This window comes from Gottfriedia luciferensis, from assembly GCF_001712755.1.
In the GTDB taxonomy this organism is placed as follows: Bacteria; Bacillota; Bacilli; order Bacillales; family Bacillaceae_G; genus Gottfriedia; species Gottfriedia luciferensis_B.
Window position 1 is genome coordinate 1 of sequence record NZ_MDKC01000007.1, and the last position, 22,119, is coordinate 22,119.

Below are 22,119 nucleotides of genomic sequence, written 5' to 3' on the forward strand. Positions count from 1 at the left end.
GCCTGCCTGTCACGCAGGAGATCGCCGGTTCGATCCCGGTCGGGACCGCCATTTAAGATGGCTCGGTAGCTCAGTCGGTAGAGCAGAGGACTGAAAATCCTCGTGTCGGCGGTTCGATTCCGTCCCGAGCCACCATCTTAAATAAATAGTAAAAAAACAAAGTGATTTAGATAATAAAATGCCGACTTAGCTCAATTGGTAGAGCAACTGACTTGTAATCAGTAGGTTGGGGGTTCAAGTCCTCTAGTCGGCACTCTTTAACCGGAGGGGTAGCGAAGTGGCTAAACGCGGCGGACTGTAAATCCGCTCCCTGTGGGTTCGGCGGTTCGAATCCGTCCCCCTCCACCATTTTATAGGGGCATAGTTTAACGGTAGAATAGAGGTCTCCAAAACCTTTGGTGTGGGTTCGATTCCTACTGCCCCTGCCAAATAATACAATAATGGCGGTCGTGGCGAAGTGGTTAACGCATCGGATTGTGGTTCCGACACTCGTGGGTTCGATTCCCATCGGTCGCCCCATTTAAATTGTTGTAACGATTACTCAAGTAAGTAATATAATTTATAGTAAATTGAATATAGTATATAAAGTTCTTAATTAATGGGCTATAGCCAAGCGGTAAGGCAACGGATTTTGATTCCGTCATGCCCTGGTTCGAATCCAGGTAGCCCAGCCATTTATGCGGAAGTAGTTCAGTGGTAGAATACAACCTTGCCAAGGTTGGGGTCGCGGGTTCGAACCCCGTCTTCCGCTCCAAATATGGCGGTATAGCCAAGTGGTAAGGCAGAGGTCTGCAAAACCTTTATCATCGGTTCAAATCCGGTTACCGCCTTTTAATTTACTTCTGCCGGGGTGGTGGAATGGCAGACACACAGGACTTAAAATCCTGCGGGGGTTGACCCCGTGCCGGTTCGAGTCCGGCCCTCGGTATCATTAAACCTCTTACTTTTGTAAGAGGTTTTTAATTACAGATTTGATGGACAATTTGTCTTTCATATATTATAATTATTTTATAACTTTTTGGCGGTGTGGTGGAATGGCAGACACGCCTGACTCAAAATCAGGTATCTTCACGGATGTGCAGGTTCAAGTCCTGTCACCGCTATATTGTAATCAGAGAAGAGGATTTTGCAGAGATGCAGAATCCTTTTTTTGTAGGTTAATTCTTCTTCATTAGGCATTATCTAATTGTCTTCTTATTGTTTTAAGGAACATCATAAAGAAAGGCAGCGACTATAACAATGGTCGCTGCCTTCTTTATGTGACTATGATTCATTTAGAAGTGCGTATTTTACATTTTTACATACTTACGTTTTTGCTTAGACGCAAGCCAATCAAATTGTTTAGGTTTTCTTTTATTTGCTAAAGTAACTACTAAACCAGTTGTTGCTATTAGTAGGCTTGCAGCAGCTACTTTAATCGTAAATTGTTTTGCATCTTTTAATTTCTCATTATTGTATCGATCAAGTTCCTTAATTGTATCCTGTGTGAAATCAATCCTGTCGTTTGTTTCTTCAATCAAACTACATACACCTTCGAAACTTTCGACCAAAGGATTTTTATCTTCATTTACTAAAGGATCTGACATAGTTACTCTCCTCCTATATTTAAACACCTATAAAGAAGAATTCTATGGGAAAATACATTATACCTTCATTCAAATTTCTACAAATCTTTCATATTCTCTGCTAATAGATAATGAATAAAAGTACTGTTGAATATTGATCTTTTACTTACTCACGTGATCCGCTATTTTTTACCTCTATAAACATTTTCTACTCTAGACGGTTTTATAAATCAAGCTTGAACTCTTTCGACAAAAAATGATTTTATTCTTGAATTTGTGACATATATATGATAAATTTAATAACAAGTTCATTAAAACCTACTAAATACATATTACATTTGTATTAGTAGTTTAGCACTTATAACTTGATAACAACGCAGTGTATTGATTCATTCGAAGAACGATACATTGCGTTTTTTTATATTAAAAAGTCTATTATTAAAGACTTTTGTGACATAATTAGATAAAGAAATAATTTTCTGACTAGAATAGTAATTATAATTTGTAAATTAACAGGCAGTTAGGTGATTCCTTGTGAATATAAAAGAATTTCAAAAAAAATTGATTTCATATAGTAAAGAAATTGGAATAGATAAGATAGGATTTACGACGGTTGATCCATTTTTAACATTAAAAAATCGGTTATATAGGCAGCAGGAATTAAATTATCAATCGGGTTTTGAAACAAAGGATATTGAACGAAGAGTAGATGCAAGAAAAATTATGACAGAAGCTAATTCAATTATTGCAATTGCTTTAGCGTATCCATCTAAATTAAAAAATCCTCCTAAAAGTAAAAAAGGATCTACAAGAGGAATTTTTTGTAGGGCTTCGTGGGGGGAAGATTACCATGTAGTTGTAAAAAAGAAATTACTTCAGCTTGAGTCATTTATATTATTACATTATCCAAATGCAAATGTTCAGTCGATGGTTGATACTGGTGAGCTAGTAGATCGAGCTGTGGCTGAGCGAGCTGGTATAGGTTGGAGTGCTAAAAATTGTTCAATTATTACACCAGAATTCGGTTCATATGTGTATTTAGGGGAAATGATTACATCACTGCCTTTTGAACCAGATTCGCCTATTGAGGAACAGTGTGGAGAGTGTACAAAATGCATTGATGTTTGTCCAACAAGTGCGATTGTTTCTCCAGGTCAATTAAATGCTAAAAATTGTATTGCTTTTTTAACACAATCAAAAGAGATGATTCCTGTTGAATTTCGAAAAGAGCTGGGAAATCGTATATATGGATGCGATACATGTCAGACAGTTTGTCCTAAAAATAAAGGTATTAATTTTACTCATCATACTGAGATGGAACCTGATCCGGAAACTGTAAAACCATTATTACGCTCTGTATTAAAGGTAAGTAACCGAGAGTTTAAAAGTCAGTTTGGCCAAATGTCTGGGTCTTGGAGAGGAAAGAATCCTATTCAGCGAAATGCCATCATTGCTTTAGCACATTTTAAAGATGAATCGGCATTAGATGATTTAAAGGAATTAGCGAAAAAAGATGCAAGACCAGTAATTAGAGGTACAGCTATTTGGGCTATTTTTGAGATTGAGGGAAAGAATAGTACACCATTTATTGAAAGTTGTTTGCAAAAAGAGCAAGACGAGATTGTATTAAAGGAAATTAATGCTGTTCTGTCAAGGTAATCAATATTGAGTGGTATAATCTCTTATTTTTCAACATCGTATAGAATAAGAATATATGTTGAAAAGGGGGATTATCTTGTTTAATCGTGAACTTTTAGAGTGTTATTTAAAAGAACGATTACAACTTTATTTTGGTGAAGGACATCGAAGTCATCCTATTCAAGAAAAAGAATATCAGGCAATCCGGCGTAAAGTTGAATTATATAATAAGCGTAATATTTCTTTAGTGAAAGTATATGGAAATCTTGATGTAAACAATATTTGGACTGATCAGGACGTAACGTATATAAATTATACATTCCATACGCGATATTTTTTAAAGCAAACTGATTTATATTTTGAAGAGGATCAACATGAAAGACAGATCGCGATTGAAAATAATGAAATCTTATATGACATACCATTCCCAATTGATAATCAAGTTGAAAATTTTGAACTCGAAGAAGACGATTTAAGTGAAAATGAATCATTAGATCGAAATAACAGATATAACCGATTTAATGCTGTTAAATATGCTGAAACCTGGTGGGATGGCCATAATAAAGAATATCCATTGTATGCAAATGATTGTACTAATTTTATATCCCAATGTTTAAGGGCTGGAGGCATTCGAATGGTTGGAATGCCAAAACCAGGGACAGGGTGGTGGTATAAAAATCATTCTAATAGTAGTTATAGCTGGAGAGTTGCTCACGCATTAAGAAGATTTTTACCTTCACCTAAAACTGGAATTAAAGCAGAAGAGGTGCCTTCTCCAAAAGATCTTACATTGGGGGATATTATCGTATATGATTTCGAAGGTGATGGTGTATGGAATCATTGTACAATCGTTGTTGCTAAGGATGAAAATGGTGAACCGTTAGTGAATGCACATACAGTAAATAGCCGTAAAAGATATTGGTCATACTATGATTCTTCTGCTTTTACGGAGAATATTAAGTATAAGTTTTTTCACTTCGTTGATGATTTTTCTAACCCTCCAATGGAATAATACCTTATTAATTACGAATTTGGTATAATATAAAACATTGAAACAATATAGAGGTGAAAAAGATGGGAATACACGTTGTATTATATCAACCACAAATTCCAGCAAATACAGGAAATATTGCACGTACTTGTGCAGGAACAGATACAAGTTTGCATTTAATCCGTCCGTTAGGTTTTTCAACTGATGATAAAATGTTAAAAAGAGCTGGTCTTGATTATTGGGAGCATGTAGATATCCATTATCATGATTCTTTGGACGATTTATTTGATAAATATAAAGACGGAAAATTTTACTTTATAACTAAATTTGGGGAAAAAACATATTCAAACTTTGATTATACAAATTTAGATGAAGAGATTTTCTTTGTATTTGGTAGAGAAACAACAGGACTTCCGAAAGAGTTAATTGAAAAAAACATGGAAACTTGTTTACGCATACCAATGACAGATCATATTAGATCTCTAAATTTATCAAATACAGCTGCAATTTTAATTTACGAAGCTTTGCGTCAGCAAGATTTCCGTGAATTGTTAAAGGTAAAGGATTATTCTAAGTAATAAAAGTCACCATTTAGGTGATTTTTTTTATTAAATTAAGATCCGATCAAAGAGTACACAAATAAAAAAGATGCTTCCGTTAAAACGGTCTAAATAAAATTAAGATCCGCGTTTAGAAGCATCCTTTAAAAAATATTATCTGTTTTTCAGTCCAGGTTTGTCATTATAGCCGCCTGTGAAAATTGCTGCTAAGAATGATGCTGTTACTAATAAAATTAATACTAGTCTCATCAGTATGTATCCTCCCAATTGAAAAATTCCCAACACCCTAAACCTTATTATACAGAAAAAACATAGAAATATGAAAGTAAATTTATGAGAATTGGATTTCGATAAAATATATTTTCCTACTCAAAGATATAGCATGAGTACGGACATCCTTGCATATCCTTTAATAATCTCTCTTACAGATGAGAAGAAGGAGGTACTTGTCCATGGATATTTTAAAGAAACTTGAGCAGCACCGGGACATGGAACAAAGATTGAAATGGGAAGGCACTTTTGCTGAGTATCTTGAAATGCTAAAAGAGGAGCCCTTGGTTGCACAAACTGCACATTCTAGAATTTATAATATGATTAAAGACGCAGGTATTGAAGAAGTGAATGGTAAAAAAACCTACAGTTTCTTCAATAACAACCTATATGGATTAGAAGAAGCGTTAGAGAGACTCGTGGAAGAATATTTCCATCCTGCTGCCAAGAGATTAGATGTAAAAAAACGTATTTTATTGTTAATGGGTCCTGTAAGTGGTGGTAAATCTACTTTAGTTACGATGTTAAAGAGAGGCTTAGAAAATTATTCAAGGTCTGACCAAGGAGCAATCTATGCTATTAAGGGTTGCCCAATGCATGAAGATCCATTGCATTTAATTCCTAACCATTTAAGAGATGATTTTTTCCAAGAATATGGAGTTCGAATTGAAGGAAATCTTTCACCTTTAAATTTAATGAGGCTTGAACAAGAGTTTGGTGGAAGAATAGAAGATGTTATGGTAGAAAGAGTATTTTTATCAGAGGATCGTCGAGTTGGTATTGGTACCTTTAGCCCGTCTGATCCCAAATCTCAAGATATTGCAGATTTAACAGGAAGTATTGATTTTTCAACAATTGCTCAATTTGGATCAGAGTCAGATCCTCGTGCCTACCGGTTTGATGGTGAGTTGAATAAAGCAAACCGTGGAATGATGGAATTCCAAGAGATGTTAAAATGTGATGAAAAGTTTTTATGGCACTTATTATCCCTGACGCAGGAAGGAAACTTTAAGGCAGGGCGTTTTGCATTGATTTCTGCGGATGAGTTAATCATTGCTCATACGAATGAAACAGAGTACAGATCCTTTATTAATAATAAGAAGAATGAAGCACTTCATTCTCGAATAATCGTAATGCCAATTCCTTATAACTTAAGAGTTAGCGAAGAAGAGAGAATTTATCAAAAAATGATCTCTGAAAGTGATGTTTCAAATGTCCATATTGCTCCACATACTTTACGTGTCGCAGCAATGTTTACAATTCTTACTCGTTTAAAAGAACCAAAACGAGGAGATATTGATTTAGTTAAGAAGATGCGTCTATATGATGGTGAAATGGTAGAAGGCTATAACACTGTTGATTTAGAAGAGCTGAAGAAAGAATATTTAGATGAAGGTATGCATGGTATCGATCCACGATATGTCATTAACCGTATTTCATCTACAATTATTCGAAAAGAGATTCCTTCAATTAATGCTCTGGATGTATTACGCTCATTAAAAGATGGTTTAGATCAACATCCATCTATTTCTAATGAAGATCGTGAGCGTTATATGAATTTTATCTCAATCGCAAGAAAAGAATACGATGATATTGCAAAACAAGAAGTTCAAAAAGCTTTTGTATATTCATATGAAGAGTCTGCAAAAACACTTATGGATAATTATCTTGATAATGTAGAAGCATATTGCAATAAGAATAAGCTTCGTGATCCTTTAACAGGTGAAGAGATGAATCCAGATGAGAAGTTGATGCGTTCAATTGAAGAACAAATTGGTATCTCTGAGAATGCAAAGAAAGCATTCCGTGAAGAAATACTAATTAGAATCTCTGCATATGCAAGAAAAGGTAAACGTTTTGATTACAATTCACACGAAAGATTAAAAGAAGCAATCCAAAAGAAACTTTTTTCGGATCTGAAGGATGTTGTGAAGATTACGACGTCCACAAAAACTCCTGACGAGCGTCAATTAAAGAAAATTAATGACGTTGTCAGCAGATTAGTTGATGAATATGGTTATAACTCAACATCAGCAAACGAATTATTACGCTACGTAGGTTCATTACTTAACCGTTAAATTGTTTAAGCGGCTATCGATTAGATAGCCGTTTTCTTTTGTAATTAATAACGTTTATCCTATAATGAGGATAATGATTAAAAAGAAGGGTGAGATAGTGTAAATGAAAAGAATTCAAATAGCTGAAAATCTTGAGTTTTCTCAAATTATTCACGGTTTATGGCGCTTATCTGAATGGAAAATGACATCAGAACAATTAGTCACTTTTATAGAAGAATGTATTGATTTAGGAATTACAACATTTGATCATGCCGATATTTACGGTGGGTATACTTGTGAAGAAATTTTTGGAAAGGCTCTAGCATTAAAACCGGAGCTTCGTGAAAAAATTCAAATCGTTACAAAATGTGGTATAAAGTTAAAGTCATCAAAGTTCCCTGAACTTAAAATGAATCATTATGATACTAGTAAAGAGCATATCCTTATGAGTGTTAATAATTCTCTGGAAAATCTACAAACAGATTATATCGATTTACTTTTAGTACATAGACCAAATCCGTTTATGAATCCAAAGGAAATTGCAGAGGCGTTTAATCAACTTCATTCGGAAGGAAAAGTACGCTACTTTGGAGTATCAAACTTTTTACCATCTCAATTTAATGCATTACAAGCATATCTAAACATGCCTTTAGTAACAAATCAAATCGAAGTTTCGCCAATGCAATTAGAGCATTTTGAAAAGGGAACGATTGATTTATTACTTGAAAAAGATATTGCTCCAATGATCTGGTCCCCATTAGCAGGTGGACAAATTTTTACTAGTCAGTCTGAATCAGCTGTACGAGTTCGAGCAATGCTTGAAGAGATTTCTAGTGAAATTGGCGCAAATTCAATCGACGAAGTAATGTATGCATGGTTATTAGCTCATCCTGCTAAAATGATGCCAATCGTAGGGTCTGGTAAAATTGAACGTGTTAAAACAGCAGTTGAGTCTACAAAGTTAAGAATGTCAGCGGAACAATGGTTACGAATTTACGTAGCTGGAATGGGTCATAATTTACCTTAAATAAAAATAAGTGGAGAACTTTTACTAGTTTTCCACTTATTTTTTTGTTCTTTTTTAAGTAATTTTACATATAGTTAAAGGCAAAAGTTTATTGGAATTTTTATATAAATATATCTATTTTTAAGGACTCGTCCAATTTTCTGAAAAAATGGGTGTAAAATTTAGAAGAAACATTGTCAATTATTGTGTCCTTCTGCATATGATAGAGTAATCCATAAAAAAGGGTAGAAAATCACCTACCGATTTAGTTTATGCAATTTAGCATTACTGTGTGACGATTTTTTTATTTTTAAAATAAATCATAACAAGTAAGGGAGGGAAAGAAAATGAGTAATGAAAATAATGAACATGAACAAAAGCATAATTTTACCATTTCACAGGAAGACTGGACCCTCCATCGTAAAGGACACGACGACCAACAGCGCCACCAAGAGAAGGTACAAGAGGCGATTAAAAAAAATTTAGCAGATTTGATCACAGAAGAAAGCATCATCATGTCAAACGGGCGCGATGTAGTAAAAATTCCAATTCGGTCACTAGATGAGTATAAGATTAGATACAACTACGATAAAAATAAACACGTTGGTCAGGGTACTGGAGACAGTAAAGTTGGCGATGTAGTGGCAAGAGATGGTTCACAAGGTGGCCAGCCGCAAAAAGGTGCTGGCAAAGGGCAAGGAGCAGGTAAGGAATCAGGCGAAGATTATTATGAGGCAGAGGTTTCACTAATGGAATTAGAGGAAGCTCTTTTTAGTCAGTTAGAATTACCGGATCTAAAACGCAAAGAACAAGACTTAAATACAGTAGAAAATATTGAATTTAATGACATTAGAAAAACTGGATTAATGGGTAACATTGATAAAAAACGTACAATGATGTCTGCGTTTAAACGTAACGCAATGAGTGGCACGCCATCATTCTATCCTATATCTCCAGAAGACTTAAAGTTCCGTACATGGAATGAAATTAGAAAACCAGAATCTAAAGCCGTCGTACTCGCAATGATGGATACGAGCGGAAGTATGGGCTTATGGGAAAAGTATATGGCACGAAGCTTCTTCTTTTGGATGACAAGATTTTTACGAACAAAATATGAATCAGTTGATATCGAATTTATTGCACACCATACAGAAGCAAAAGTAGTTACAGAAGAAGAGTTCTTCACAAAAGGAGAAAGCGGAGGAACAATCTGTTCATCTGCTTATCGAAAAGCTTTAGAAGTGATTGAATACAAATATTCTCCTGAAAGATATAATATCTATCCATTCCACTTCTCTGATGGAGATAATTTAACATCTGATAATGCTCGCTGCGTAAAATTAGTTCAAGAATTAATGAAAGTGAGCAATATGTTCGGATACGGAGAAGTAAACCAATACAATCGACACAGTACGCTAATGTCCGCGTATAAAAACATAAATGACGAGAAATTTCGCTATTATATTTTAAAGCAAAAGTCAGATGTGTTCCATTCTATGAAGAGCTTTTTCAAGCAGGAGTATGAGAAGGCAGCGAAATAATCGCTGGATAATTGATCTAAGATGAAGTTGGTTTACATTAGCAAGTGAAACCAGAAGAGCCCCGGTAGAGGGTTTTTCTGGTTTTTTTGTTGTGAAGCGAATTTGGATTCTTATTCAACATAATGGCAGTTTAATTGAACAATATTAGACAAGTTATTTATGTTAATTGTGTTATTCTATTTATAAAAACAAATTGTAATTATTTTCCAGTAAAATATATTAGGAGGTTTATTTATGAAAAGAAAATTAGTATTATCCATTGGTTTAGCAGGTGCTTTAGCATTATCAATCGGATTTACAAAAGACTTCCAACATACAAAGGTATATGCACAGACTAATGGAGACCAATACAAACATGTGACAAGAGAGGAACAAGATTATAGAGAAGGTAATGCAGCTGAAGGAAAAGATATTACCACAACTATAACAGTAGAAGAACAAAATATGGTGGAAAAAAGTTCATCCAAACAAGGGTTTGTATCGCAAGAAAATGGGACAGGTTTCTTTTTTGAAAAGAAATAAAGATAAAAACGCTATTCAGCTAACGCATGCGGTAGTTGAAGATGACGAGGGGCTATTAAGTAGCCCTTTTAGTATGCAGAATAGTTCGGAAACAATTGGTTATTTATGGTAAAATATTTAAAATGGAACATTAGATAAAATGAGTAATGGGAGCTGAGGAATGAAAATTAATAAAAAAGTATCAGAAATTATAGATTCTGTAGAAAACATTGAAAATGAATTCAAAGATCTTTTTGGAATTATCGATTAGATGTAAGTTTTCCAACTGTACTCACGATAAAAATTATAAACGAAAATATTTGATAGAAATTGTGTAAACAACGAAATTTTATATAAAATTGAACCTGAAAATTAATAAGCCAACAGTCGAGTCTTTTTATACTATTTGTTCAATAAGAGGGTTGCCACTATTTTTAATAGTCACATACAAAATGTGTAATGTAGAAAATATCAAAAAAAATAAAAATTACTGGATTTCAAAAAGTGGAGAAATTTACATGTAAAATATTGTATTCTAGTACTCCTTAGATACTTTTATCTTGGGAGTATTTTAGTGTATTAATATAGTTTTTATGAAAAACCAGAATAAAAGTTGAGGATGGGATTATGATCAATCGAATCTTAATTGTAGAAGATGATCACTACATTAGTGAGATGATAAAGGATACTTTGGTGAAACATGGATATGCAGTTTCCACCGTCTTTGATGGTGAAGAGGCATTACAGATAGTAGAAGTACAAAATTTTGACTTAATTTTACTTGATATTATGATTCCCAAAATTGATGGGATGGAATGCTTAAAGATTATTAGAACCAAAAGTATGATCCCAATTTTAATTATGTCTGCAAAAGGAGAAGACGTTGATAAAGCGTTAGGTCTAGGGTTCGGTGCAGATGATTACATTGCAAAGCCTTTTTCAATGATTGAACTTGTCGCTAGAGTAAAAGCCATTCTTAGAAGAGAAAAACATTATATGGACTTAACCAATCAAGTGGTTAAGCCGACTTACCAAGAAGAAACTATTCAACTAGGTGATTTGATCATTGATATGAAAAATTATTCTGTAAAAAAATGTGGTCATGACGTAAAGCTCACGTTAAAAGAGTTTAATATCTTAAAACTCTTTATTACAAGACCAAATCAAGTATTTACAAAAGCACAAGTTTACAGCCTTGTTTGGCAAGAAGAATACTATGGTGATGAAAATGTTATTAATGTGCATATTCGACGTCTCAGAGAAAAAATAGAAGATAATCCTTCAAACCCTAAATATTTAAAGACTTTATGGGGGATTGGCTATAAATTGGGGGAATTTTAACATGATTTATCTTCTTGTATTATTTCTAGCAGCTTCCTTAATTTTTAATATTTATTTAGTTCAACATCAAAGAGTTTCGAATCAAGAAATTTCCTATGTCAAAAAGAAGCTTCAATCCATCATTGAACAAAAAACTGATGAAAATGTTCTACTTTACACTAGCAACTCTCAAATGAAATCATTATTAATTCAAATCAATCGCCTCTTAGAACACAACCAGAAAACAGTGGCCAATTTTCATTCTGTTGAACGCTCAATGAGAAAAATGCTCTCGAATATCTCGCATGATTTAAAAACGCCACTTACTGTCATTCTAGGTTATATTGAAATCATTTTACACGATGAAATTATTAATCAAGAAAAAGAAAAATCCTTATTACAAACTGTTCATTTAAAAGCAGAAGAAGTTTTAGATTTAATCAATCGCTTTTTTGATCTTGTTAAACTTGAATCCAATGATGTTCATCTTGAAATGTCCAAAATCGAATTAGGAGAGATTTGCAAAAAAACAATTCTGGATTATTATGAGATACTAACAAAAAAAGAATTTGACGTATCTATTAATATTCCGAATGAACAGAAATTTATTTGGGGAAATAAAGGAGCGGTTGAGCGGATTTTAAATAATTTAATTTCTAATGCTCTTCAATATGGTTCAGATGGAAAGGTAATTGGGTTACACCTAAGAAGTACAGAGGATAAGGTTTATATAGACGTCTTCGATCGGGGAAAGGGCATTCTGGAAGATGGTAAAGATCGAGTCTTTGAACGATTATACACAATGGAAGATTCAAGAAATAAACTTTATCAAGGTAGCGGATTAGGTTTAACTATAACGAAAAGATTAGTCGAACAACTGGGCGGAAAGATTTCATTAGAAAGCATCCCAAATCACAAGACCACTTTCACTATTGAATTGAAGCGTATGACGTATTAATCGAAATTGTAATAACTTAAGAATTTTGTAAGAAATGGTTAAGAGAAAAGAAAACATTCATCGATAGAATGAGATTAATAGATGAAGGAGGGAAAAACATGACCTATATAATTCAAACAAATCATCTTACTAAAAATTATAAAGGTACCACGGTCGTTTCCAATGTGAATATGCATGTCAAAAAAGGCGAAATATATGGCTTCTTAGGTCCGAACGGTGCAGGAAAAACAACCGTTATGAAAATGATTATGAACTTAATCAAACCAACGAGTGGAGAAATTATTATTTCTGGCGAAACAGTAACCCCAAAATCTTATGAAATATTGAAGCGCATGGGGAGCATAATTGAATATCCCGTTTTTTATGACAAGTTAACAGCACGGGAAAACTTAGAGCTACACTCCGATTATATGGGTTACTACAACAAAAGTGCGATCGACACGGCTCTTGACATGGTACAACTAAAAAATTTTGAAGGAAAGGCTGTCAAAGATTTCTCTTTAGGGATGAAGCAGAGGCTTGGCTTAGCTAGAGCAATTATTACAAAGCCTGAAATCCTTATTTTAGATGAGCCAACAAATGGTTTAGACCCTGTAGGAATTAAGGAATTTCGAAATCTATTTCAAATGTTAAGTAAGGATTATGGAATGACACTATTAATCTCTAGTCATATTCTTGGAGAAATCGAACAAATTGCCGATACCATCGGAGTAATCAAGGACGGAAAGTTAGTAGAGGAAGTATTAATGGAGACAATTCGTCTTCAAAATACAGAGTATATAGAGTTAAAAACGGATGATGTGAAAAAAGCGTCATACATCATAAAAGAATCAATGTACATAACGAATTTTAAAATACTCGATGATGTTACCATTCGTATCTATGACATGAACACGGCTCAAGGGAAGATATCTAAAGCCCTTGTGTTAAATGGTGTATTAGTGGAGTCAATCAATAAAAAAGATAATACATTAGAAGATTATTTCTTAAAGAAGATCAATGGGGGCGTGATCCATGCTTAAACTTATTAATCTTGAAATAAAAAAATTTAAATTATGGCACTACTGGAAAGCTGTTTCTATATGCAATATCGCATTTATTGCACTTCTTAGTATGATGTTTTTTACAGAGATAGATGGTAAGAAAATACCTATTGAAAGTTTTGATATGGCGGCCAGCATAATAGGTGCAATGGTACGGACAACGTTTACAATTTTTGCATCAGTATTTATTGTGAAATTAATAATAGACGAATTTAGAAATAAATCAATAGATGTATTATTCACTTATCCCATTAAACGTAAAAAAATTATTTCCGCAAAGTTAACAATCGTTTTTATTTTTACTTTTGTCAACGTTTTGTTTTCGACATTATTTCTAGAAGGCCTCGTTAATTTAGCGGAAGTGAATTTTAATATTCTTCCAGGATCGATCGAATTAGAAGATATATCAAGACATTTATTGACTGCTTTTATGAATGCTATTGCGACAGCAGGTATCAGTCTTATTCCTCTGTTCTTTGGCATGCATCGTAAATCGTCGCCTGCAACCATTGTATCTTCAATTCTTATCGCTACAATTTTGAATTCAACAAGTGAGGATTTTACCTTATTTTCAATTATAGGAGTTCCTTTATCACTAGGATTGTTCGGTTTGTATATCGGGTACTATTCAATTCGAAACATAGAAAAGAAAGATTTAGTCTAATTCATTGATGAAACATTTCAAATAATAGCATGGGAGTTACAACTAGTTGGAAACAATTCTTTATTACAATAGTAATTGTTGTGATAATAATATATATTATTTTTCAGACCATGTTACTAACATATGGGATTTTGTTATTCAACTAACGCAATGCGTTAGTTGAATAAGAATTTCTTCTCAACCTCGCTAAAGTCTTCCAACAAAAGATCAAAATGCGTTATCGTTTAAATATGGTTTGTCTAGAGTAGAAACATGAGGAAGATGTGCAGAAGTGTGAACAAAAGAATATTTTTGGTTTTATTTACTGCGATTTTACTATATGTATTTGTTTATCCGGAAATTAGGGACTATGAAAAAATCCCTAGTTTTACTAAGGATTAAAATAATTTTAATTATGATAAACGCTTGATTTAGAATATACAAGTTCATAGTATGCAGACATTTCTGCTTCTGTTATATCGTATTTTCTTTGAATTTCATTGTGTTCTTCCAATAAATTTTTTGACCATTCCATTGATTGTCTATCTGTTATCTTACCAATCTTTAGTAACATTTTATTTTTTGCAAATTCTGACCTGAATTTAAGTTCGAATTCTGCAATTTCTACGATTTCTTCAGGAGAATGTTTGTCTTCGTTATTGCTAGAAGTGCTATTCATTTTAAGTATTATACCAATTATTACTATTACAATTACAATAAACCATACCACAATATCACCACCTTTCATTTTCATAATATCATGTATAAATAACTAATAGTTAAACTATTACAAAATTTATAAGGCTAAAATTTTTGTGTTTTCCCCAATCTGTGGATTGTGGAAAAATCACTGAACAGACTTCGTCAAAAAAAGTGCAGACCCCTACCAGCACGGCTTCTAAGATTGTTCAAACCAAGAAGAGTTCATCTTATGGTGACACAGAAAAACCGGCGAGCAATGAACCAAACAAAAGTGTTTCTGCATCTAGCACTTCAAAGGTAACAGGTCCTGTAAACAAAACAGAAAATTGTAATAAAGATGTTAGGAAAGTGGATACCAATCATAAGGGAAGCGTTACGATAGCTGGAGAATTGAATAAAATGGAGTACGAATAGATAGGAAGTGAAAAACAGAAAAGCCCCTTAAGGGTTTTTCTGTTTTTTTGTTGTAAATAAAAGGTTTCTTCAAAATAATAAAAACCTCTGCTGATCATGTAATATTAACTGGTAGAGCATCTTTAATATTGTGGGGTGTTTTAAAATTTTCAGATTTTTTGTTTTTGTAAAATAATTTATTTTTTGTGATATAATTTTAGAGTGAGATTGTAATATATGCATCTTAGAATTTCTAAAAGGAGCAAAATTTTTAAAATGAAATGGTTAATTGTATTTGGACCTGTAATAGAATTAGCATTATATGCAATAGTTTCTAAGTTTTGGGTAAGTGATTTTAAAGAAATAAAACCAATAATTATTTTACAAATAGTACTTTACACTTTTCTTATTACACCATTATTACTTTGGGGATATATGTTAAAGCACTAATAAATATAATTTTATAATGAAGTAAGCATACCAACGAAAATTCGGGAAGTATGCTTTTTTTTGCTTATTTTTCTTGGCCTTCATCTTTTTTACAATTTACAAAAAACAGATGTTTTCCATTCAATGAAGTTACATTTGGCATTATATTTGTTCAGTTGTGAATGTTGATTTTGTTACTTTTTCTGGCATAGTTAAAAAAATAACTGCTATGACGATACATATACCACCTAGTAATTGGTATACTCCGAAAGATTCCTTTAGCCAAGTAATAGAAACAATAGTTGCTACAAGCGGTTCGATACTAGATAAAATACTAGTCTCTGTTGCTGATAAATATTTTAGGCTACCGATGTAGAGAAGAAAAGAAAGAGTACCTATTATAATAATTAAAATTAGCAAAGAGAATGTTGACAATGTAAAGGTTTGTGAAAATTGCTTCCATTCAAAAGAATGATTGTAAATAAATAATGCAATACCTCCAATTAGCATACCCCAGCCAATAATAAGAGTCGTCCCCCATTGTTGAATAAGGGAAGTAGGGTGTAGTGTATAGAAGGTAAAACCAATAGCTGTTAACAGTCCGAATAAAATAGTTTCCTTTGACATGACAATATTATGGGCTGATCCATTTGTAATAATAAAGTATGTGCCGATCAGTGCGGAGAAAATTGCTAATACCTGCAAGGTAGAAGGCAGTTTTTTATTCTGTATTGCAACATAAATAGTAATCAGCACTGGCCCTAAAAATTGGAAAAGAGTAGCAGTCACAGCGTTACTAATATGCACAGTTTCGATAAAAGCATATTGTGCGCCAAGCATCCCGAGAATAGAGAAAATGATAAGATGTAATAGATGAACTGGTTGTTGCCAAATACGAAATATATTTTGTTTTTTTGTAAGTAAGAAACATAAAATAAAGACCCCAGCAAGTAAGAGGCGAATGACTAAATAGTCGATAGATGATATTGTCGTACGTTGAAAAAACCACTGAATTAATGGACCTGATAATCCCCATAGAGTAGCTCCTGTAAGAATCATAAATAGTCCAAGACGTCTGCTGTTTTGCATGATCATGATGCTCCTTTCAAAAATTGCTTTTATTCAATTTACATGATAAAAAGTATTATATATAACCTCTGGTACTATACAAAGTATCAATAATACATTTTATGAAGGGGTCAGATTACATGTTAGAGTTAACACCAAATTTAAATATTGAGTCAAAAATGCCGTTGTATGTACAGTTATATGGGTATATAAAAGAAGAAATAAGACGTGGAAAAATACCTCCTATGACGAAGCTACCAGCAAAAAGAAAGTTAGCAATGTATTTAGAAGTAAGTAAAAATACAGTTGAATCGGCATATGAACAACTTCTGGCAGAAGGATATATTGAATCCGTTTCACGTAAGGGCTATTTTGTATGTGAAATTGAGCAAATAATGCTTACTGATAAAAATAGAGAATTTGTTAAAGAAGTATCATACGGAGAACAGATTTATAAATACGATTTTATACAAACGGGTGTAGATCCTAAGTCATTTCCATTCGCTGTCTATCGGAAAATCTCAAATGAGGTATGGCAGCAAGAAAATAAGGATCTTCTATTTCTTGGTCATCCTCAAGGTGAATCGAACTTGCGTGAAGAGATTGCGAAATATTTATATGAATCAAGAGGTGTTAGATGTTCATCGAGTCAAATTGTAATAGGAGCTGGAACCCAATTTTTAATAAGAATATTGTTTCAATTACTAAAGGGAAAGCATTTTGCAGTTGAAAATCCAGGGTATCATCGAAAATTGGTTGTTTTTGAGAAGGGAGAAGAAAATGTTCAAATGATTCCACTTGATGAGGATGGGATCTCTATTGCAGCTTTAGAAGCTAGCAATGCGGAAGTTATTTTCGTTACACCGTCTCACCAATTTCCTTGTGGAATGATTATGCCAATTAAAAGAAGAGGACAACTATTACAATGGGCACAAGAGGAGTATGGACGTTATATTATTGAAGATGATTATGACAGTGAATTTCGTTATTCTGGAAAGCCGATTCCAGCATTACAGGGGCTTGACATAGAGGGAAACGTAATTTACATGGGAACATTTTCAAAAGCTTTACTCCCATCATTACGAATGAGTTATATGGTGTTGCCAAAACAGCTAATTAAATTGTATCAATCACAATATTTATTTTATACACAAAGTGTTTCGAGAATTGATCAAGAAATCATTAGAAGATTTTTAAACGAAGGACATTGGGAAAAACATATTCATAAAATGCGAGTTGTATACAGAAAAAAGAGAGATGTTCTTGTTTCGGCGATAGAAAGGTACTTTTCTAATAAAGTGGAAGTGATAGGAGAAGATTCTGGCTTACATATTTTATTAAAGGTTCATAATGGAATGTTAGAAGAAGAGTTAATTACAAGGGCGGCTGAAAATAGTATTAAAGTATATCCAGTTTCAATGTATTATAGCGAAGGGAATCATCCAAAAAATACAGTTTTACTTGGATTTGCTATTTTATCAGAGGCAGAGATTGAAAAGGCTATTCGATTGCTATATAATTCATGGTTCAAAATATAACATGATCGAAAAAAATAGTTCTCAAGAGCATGAGAGTCAGTGAAATAATCGCTGAACATGAGAATAAAATGAAGTACCAATAGAACAAGCAAAACAAAAAAAGCCCGTTAATGGGCTTTCCTGATTATGCCATATAAATAAAATGATTGCTAAACTTTACTTGTTTTAACCGATCATAAAATAATCCCACTTGTATACATAATTACCTTTGTACTGATCTCAAAGGGAACTTTTGAATAATCTTTTTCCCAATTTAATTTATTCCATGTATTTGTATGGTAGGCCATTAAATATCTGCCAATCCCTAATGCATCACAATTAGCGTCTTGAAGAATGCTAACTACTTCTTTTAACTCCTTTTCGATATTTTCAGCAATTTTGTTTTCTATTTCCTTTTTTTTAATATTACTAGCTAAATCTTCGCCAGTAAATTCGGTTAAATCAATCTTTATTTTTAAGTCGATCTTTACTTTAGGTTGCTTTTCATTTTTGATTTGTAGGTTTCTTTTTATACTTTTTACTTTAAAAGAGATAACTTCATTGTTACTACCCAATTGTTCAGACAAACTCATTGTATGATTTTTTTTGTCTTCCATTAGTAACAATAATTTTGATTGTTTATTATTTAATATTTTTCCAGTAAATTGATTGTTTTCTAAAAGTGCTACACCTTTAATTTTTATTGTTTCATCATCAGTTTTTTCTAAAAAAGGGAGGACTATATCAGTGCCTGGATCATCCATTTTTTTATAAATGGTCTCTTGTGTCTCTTTTGGAATAACAGATATATTTTCACCAGCTTCTAGCATTTCTGAAAGGGACTCACTAATAAAAATATCTTTGTAAGTTTTCATTTCAATAATACTAGAAGCTTGTCCTTTTACGATTGCTACTCGTGAAGTTAGAGGACTTCTAATAAATCGGAAAAAGTTATCAAAATAAGGATACAAATTATTTTTTGCAATATTTTCCCCTAAAAGCATCACTAGTAATTTGTTGGCAGAAAAACTACCAGGAATTTGGTAATCAATATTGTTTCGTACATCTCTTACAGAAGCACCTTGATCATTAATAATATAATTAGTGGCTTCGGTTTGGTCACCCTTTGAAATATTTGTTCTTACGCTTGCAGTTGCCTTAATACTGTCGTTAGTAAGTTGGTCAAATGCAATACTTAGTACAAGTGCAGAGTCTTTCAAGGAGTGCTGATCCCAGCAACCCGTTAAAAAGAAGATTAATAAAAAAGTAATGTAATGATTTTTTTTCATGACACGTTAACTTCCTTACTTTTAAGCTTAAAGAGAAGGGAAATACATAAAATCAACAATGGAATCAAAACGATAAAAATAAAGCTAGAAATAGATAAAATTTTTAATAATATATCTATAAATCCTTTTGAAGTTGGTACGAAATTACCTACTAAAAAGATAAGAAAGCAAATTGTAAGAGTAGAATAGATTCTATTTTTTCTAATTAAATTCGAGATTCCGATATTAGCCAAACTTAAATAAGATACATAGGAAGAGGCAATTATGACAAACCAAACTGAAAGAAATAGTAAATCTAGTCGCTCTAGTTCTTTAAAAAATGTTAAGGTTTTAAATAAATAAATTGTCGGTTCTGGAATTAAACGCATTTCCTTTTTACTAAAGAATATGAAGCATAAAACGACAGTAAATAGATTGATCATTGTAATAAATAATGTAGAAAAAACAGTACTTTTTATTGTTTTCCTATGAGCGCTATTTACAAATGGGTAGAGAACTAAAAGGCCCTCAAAACCATGTAAGAAAACATAAGACTTATAGCTTCCTTTTACTATTTGAGAAAAATTAGCTTGAGTAACCGGGAGTAAAAATTTCCATTCTACTTGTTGAAATGCTTCAACACTAAAAATAAAAATGATTAAAATTGTCCAAAAAGATAACTGGAAAAATCGAGTCGTAGTTCGAATATTTTCTTTCCCTAGATAGATTCCAATTATAAATAAAAGAAGTAAAATACTCCAAGATGGTGAGTTTGGAAAAACCCATTTACTAAATATAAATAGATAAAATTGGTTAATTAAATAAGCTATAAAAATAAAATATAAAATATAACTAATTTTCAATATTCCACCAAGCCATTTTCCAAAAAAATACGAACAAATTTCAAAAATTGTTAAATTCGGAAACCGCTTAAGTAAAAATGAATATAGAAATACAGTACAGATCGAATATAGGCAAGAAAGTAATAACGAAATCCATCCATCATAAGCACTTACTCGATATAAATGCATTGGTAACGTTAGAATTGCAACGTTTAATTGGGAGATTACCAAATAAAAAAATAATTGAAAGGATGAAATAGTCTCATTTTGCTTAATTATCATTTTTTCCACCCTTTCGTATCTTTTGATTGAATAGTATCAATAGGCTGTGCATTTGTCGGTCGAGTTTTCATTTTCCAATTAGGTACCCTTATTAAAGCATCCTTTAAATCTTTTAATCGAATCGGTGCAAGAGGTGAAAAATATGGAGTGCCAAAGGACTCGAGTTTAATTATATGTATAAAAATAAGAGTTAAACCGAATATAATACCTACAAATCCATAAATTGATGCCAAAATAATCATTGGAAAACTTAATAACCGAAGTGAAAAACTCATTTCATGAACAGGAACAATAAATGACGCAACTGCTGTAATGGCGAGGACGACTATCATTGTATTCGATACTAAATTTGCCTCTACGATAGCTGTTCCAATCACAAGTCCTCCGACAATTCCGATTGTTTGAGCAATTGGACTTGGAAGTCGAATAGATGCTTCTCTTAATAATTCCAATATTAATTGCATAATGATGGCTTCGACAAACGGAGAAAATGGTACAAATTCGATACTGTTTTGAATAGTAGTAACTAATTCATATGGGAGAATTTCATAGCTAAATGAAACAATAGATATGTATACTGCAGGTAACGTTATACATAGAAAAAAACTAAATAGCCTAATAATCCTTAAAAAAGTCCCTATTAAAACTCTTCCATTATAGTCATCAGGAGTTTGGAAAAAAGTAAAAAAAGAAGCTGGCATAATTGAAACCGTTGGACTTCCTTCAACTATTACGCAAATTTTCCCGTCAAATAAATTAGAAATAACTCGGTCAGGACGCTCCGTTTCTAGAATTTGTGGAAATGGTGAAAGTGAACTATCCTCAATAAATTCTTCTAACTTACCAGTTGTTAAGTTATTTTCAAGTTGAATCGAGTTAATACGGAATTTAACAATTTCTAGAATATCTTTATTTACGATATTATCTAAATATAAAATTCCAACATTTGTACTAGGACTACCAATTGGTAAAACTTCTATTTTAAAATCTGAGCTTCTAATTCTACTTCTTAGAAAATTTATATTTTTGTTAAGGCTCTCAACAAAACCGTCATGAGAACCTGAAACAACTTTTTCATTTGTGGGCTCACTTGTCGATCTTACTTCGAATAAAACAGTATCTATGATAAAAGCTTCATTTGAACTATCCACTAACAATACTGTATTTCCATTCGTAAGAGCCTCTTGTATTTCGTTCAAACAATTAGTTGTCGAAATAGTTGAAACAGGTAGATCGGTCATGATATTGCCTTGCTTAATATTTAAAAGTACTTTAATAATTTTTTCGTTAATAATATCTTTGTTCGAGATTGTATCAATAAAAGCAATACATAGTGGTTTATTATTGAATGTGATTTTTCTAGTTTTGAAATCAAAAACATTTGAAAACTCATCTTTTAATTTTTCTAAATTACTAGTAATGTCCTTAGAAATTGTAATTGTTGGTTGGGTTTTCAATAATATTCCACCTCCTGTTGGATATTATTTGTAAAATTGATAAACATATTCACTGATCAATTTATGTA

At 32.5% G+C, this 22,119-nt stretch carries 20 protein-coding genes and 10 tRNA genes; 24 read left to right on the forward strand and 6 right to left on the reverse strand.

The genetic code is table 11. The features are described 5' to 3' along the window. Positions 1 to 59: 59 nt before the first annotated feature. The 10 genes from BED47_RS07535 to BED47_RS07580 all read left to right on the forward strand — a co-directional run bounded on the left by BED47_RS07535 (position 60) and on the right by BED47_RS07580 (position 1,103). Positions 60 to 135 (forward strand) — tRNA-Phe (locus tag BED47_RS07535). A gap of 45 nt (positions 136 to 180) precedes the next feature. Then, positions 181 to 253 (forward strand) — tRNA-Thr (locus tag BED47_RS07540). A gap of 10 nt (positions 254 to 263) precedes the next feature. Further along, positions 264 to 348: transfer RNA gene (locus BED47_RS07545), tRNA-Tyr, on the forward strand. Between the two features lie 6 nt (positions 349 to 354). Then, positions 355 to 428: transfer RNA gene (locus BED47_RS07550), tRNA-Trp, on the forward strand. Positions 429 to 443: 15 nt separating this feature from the next. After that, positions 444 to 519, forward strand: a tRNA-His gene (locus BED47_RS07555). An 80-nt stretch (positions 520 to 599) separates the two neighbouring features. Beyond that, positions 600 to 674: transfer RNA gene (locus tag BED47_RS07560), tRNA-Gln, on the forward strand. A gap of 5 nt (positions 675 to 679) precedes the next feature. Then, positions 680 to 754 (forward strand) — tRNA-Gly (locus BED47_RS07565). A gap of 5 nt (positions 755 to 759) precedes the next feature. Further along, positions 760 to 830: transfer RNA gene (locus BED47_RS07570), tRNA-Cys, on the forward strand. A 14-nt stretch (positions 831 to 844) separates the two neighbouring features. Continuing rightward, a tRNA-Leu gene (locus BED47_RS07575) sits at positions 845 to 928 on the forward strand. 92 nt (positions 929 to 1,020) lie between these two features. Then, a tRNA-Leu gene (locus BED47_RS07580) sits at positions 1,021 to 1,103 on the forward strand. A gap of 186 nt (positions 1,104 to 1,289) precedes the next feature. On the opposite strand, the gene BED47_RS07585 is transcribed toward BED47_RS07580, so the two are convergent. After that, the gene (locus BED47_RS07585) at positions 1,290 to 1,586 is read right to left on the reverse strand and encodes a hypothetical protein (protein ID WP_069033137.1); all 297 of its coding nucleotides are present in this window, start codon (positions 1,584 to 1,586) and stop codon (positions 1,290 to 1,292) included. A 513-nt stretch (positions 1,587 to 2,099) separates the two neighbouring features. Here BED47_RS07585 and queG point away from each other — a divergent pair. From queG to BED47_RS07640, 12 genes are all read left to right on the forward strand, one after another. After that, positions 2,100 to 3,224, forward strand: coding sequence for a tRNA epoxyqueuosine(34) reductase QueG (queG, locus tag BED47_RS07590; protein ID WP_069033138.1), 1,125 nt, complete (start codon positions 2,100 to 2,102; stop codon positions 3,222 to 3,224). A gap of 76 nt (positions 3,225 to 3,300) precedes the next feature. Continuing rightward, complete coding sequence (locus BED47_RS07595; RefSeq protein ID WP_175403469.1) at positions 3,301 to 4,215, forward strand: amidase domain-containing protein; 915 nt, start codon at positions 3,301 to 3,303, stop codon at positions 4,213 to 4,215. Between the two features lie 62 nt (positions 4,216 to 4,277). Continuing rightward, positions 4,278 to 4,772 carry a tRNA (uridine(34)/cytosine(34)/5-carboxymethylaminomethyluridine(34)-2'-O)-methyltransferase TrmL gene (trmL, locus tag BED47_RS07600; protein ID WP_056467857.1) on the forward strand — a complete coding sequence of 165 codons (495 nt, stop codon included), beginning with the start codon at positions 4,278 to 4,280 and terminating at the stop codon, positions 4,770 to 4,772. Between the two features lie 434 nt (positions 4,773 to 5,206). Then, positions 5,207 to 7,102, forward strand: coding sequence for a PrkA family serine protein kinase (locus BED47_RS07605; protein ID WP_069033140.1), 1,896 nt, complete (start codon positions 5,207 to 5,209; stop codon positions 7,100 to 7,102). Between the two features lie 103 nt (positions 7,103 to 7,205). Beyond that, positions 7,206 to 8,108, forward strand: coding sequence for an aldo/keto reductase (locus BED47_RS07610; protein WP_069033141.1), 903 nt, complete (start codon positions 7,206 to 7,208; stop codon positions 8,106 to 8,108). A gap of 326 nt (positions 8,109 to 8,434) precedes the next feature. Further along, positions 8,435 to 9,628: a sporulation protein YhbH gene (gene yhbH, locus BED47_RS07615; protein WP_025671718.1), complete on the forward strand. Its 1,194-nt coding sequence runs from the start codon at positions 8,435 to 8,437 to the stop codon at positions 9,626 to 9,628. A 234-nt stretch (positions 9,629 to 9,862) separates the two neighbouring features. Then, entirely contained in the window at positions 9,863 to 10,150 is a 288-nt protein-coding gene (locus BED47_RS07620) for a hypothetical protein (RefSeq protein WP_069033142.1), read from the forward strand. Further along, a complete protein-coding gene (locus BED47_RS24355) occupies positions 10,137 to 10,262 on the forward strand; it encodes a hypothetical protein (RefSeq protein WP_286162545.1) in 126 nt (41 codons plus the stop codon). The genes BED47_RS07620 and BED47_RS24355 overlap by 14 nt, the downstream gene beginning before the upstream one ends. A gap of 494 nt (positions 10,263 to 10,756) precedes the next feature. After that, positions 10,757 to 11,470 carry a response regulator transcription factor gene (locus BED47_RS07625; RefSeq protein WP_069033143.1) on the forward strand — a complete coding sequence of 238 codons (714 nt, stop codon included), beginning with the start codon at positions 10,757 to 10,759 and terminating at the stop codon, positions 11,468 to 11,470. A gap of 1 nt (position 11,471) precedes the next feature. After that, positions 11,472 to 12,407 (forward strand): sensor histidine kinase, encoded by a 936-nt coding sequence (locus BED47_RS07630; protein WP_069033144.1) that lies wholly within the window; start codon positions 11,472 to 11,474, stop codon positions 12,405 to 12,407. A 98-nt stretch (positions 12,408 to 12,505) separates the two neighbouring features. Continuing rightward, on the forward strand, positions 12,506 to 13,429 hold the full coding sequence (locus BED47_RS07635) for an ABC transporter ATP-binding protein (protein WP_069033145.1): 924 nt from the start codon (positions 12,506 to 12,508) through the stop codon (positions 13,427 to 13,429). Next, positions 13,422 to 14,114 (forward strand): ABC transporter permease, encoded by a 693-nt coding sequence (locus BED47_RS07640; RefSeq protein ID WP_069033146.1) that lies wholly within the window; start codon positions 13,422 to 13,424, stop codon positions 14,112 to 14,114. Before BED47_RS07635 ends, BED47_RS07640 begins: the two co-directional genes overlap by 8 nt. Before the next feature lie 388 nt (positions 14,115 to 14,502). On the opposite strand, the gene BED47_RS07645 is transcribed toward BED47_RS07640, so the two are convergent. Beyond that, positions 14,503 to 14,823 carry a hypothetical protein gene (locus BED47_RS07645; RefSeq protein ID WP_069033147.1) on the reverse strand — a complete coding sequence of 107 codons (321 nt, stop codon included), beginning with the start codon at positions 14,821 to 14,823 and terminating at the stop codon, positions 14,503 to 14,505. Positions 14,824 to 15,464: 641 nt separating this feature from the next. Here BED47_RS07645 and BED47_RS23665 point away from each other — a divergent pair. Further along, on the forward strand, positions 15,465 to 15,638 hold the full coding sequence (locus BED47_RS23665) for a hypothetical protein (protein ID WP_158095150.1): 174 nt from the start codon (positions 15,465 to 15,467) through the stop codon (positions 15,636 to 15,638). Positions 15,639 to 15,779: 141 nt separating this feature from the next. Here BED47_RS23665 and BED47_RS07655 read toward each other — a convergent pair whose 3' ends face one another. Further along, entirely contained in the window at positions 15,780 to 16,706 is a 927-nt protein-coding gene (locus BED47_RS07655; protein WP_069033149.1) for a DMT family transporter, read from the reverse strand. 119 nt (positions 16,707 to 16,825) lie between these two features. Between BED47_RS07655 and BED47_RS07660 the strand changes: the two genes are divergently transcribed. Beyond that, entirely contained in the window at positions 16,826 to 18,223 is a 1,398-nt protein-coding gene (locus tag BED47_RS07660; protein WP_069033150.1) for a PLP-dependent aminotransferase family protein, read from the forward strand. Between the two features lie 173 nt (positions 18,224 to 18,396). Here the strand turns inward: BED47_RS07660 and BED47_RS07665 are convergent, their stop codons facing one another. Genes BED47_RS07665 through BED47_RS07675 form a run of 3 tightly spaced genes read right to left on the reverse strand, consistent with a single transcriptional unit; the run spans position 18,397 to position 22,051 of the window. Then, positions 18,397 to 19,491, reverse strand: coding sequence for a Ger(x)C family spore germination protein (locus BED47_RS07665; protein ID WP_069033151.1), 1,095 nt, complete (start codon positions 19,489 to 19,491; stop codon positions 18,397 to 18,399). After that, a complete protein-coding gene (locus tag BED47_RS07670) occupies positions 19,488 to 20,594 on the reverse strand; it encodes a GerAB/ArcD/ProY family transporter (protein WP_069033152.1) in 1,107 nt (368 codons plus the stop codon). The genes BED47_RS07665 and BED47_RS07670 overlap by 4 nt, the downstream gene beginning before the upstream one ends. Next, the gene (locus BED47_RS07675) at positions 20,591 to 22,051 is read right to left on the reverse strand and encodes a spore germination protein (protein ID WP_069033153.1); all 1,461 of its coding nucleotides are present in this window, start codon (positions 22,049 to 22,051) and stop codon (positions 20,591 to 20,593) included. Before BED47_RS07675 ends, BED47_RS07670 begins: the two co-directional genes overlap by 4 nt. Positions 22,052 to 22,119: the final 68 nt, after the last annotated feature.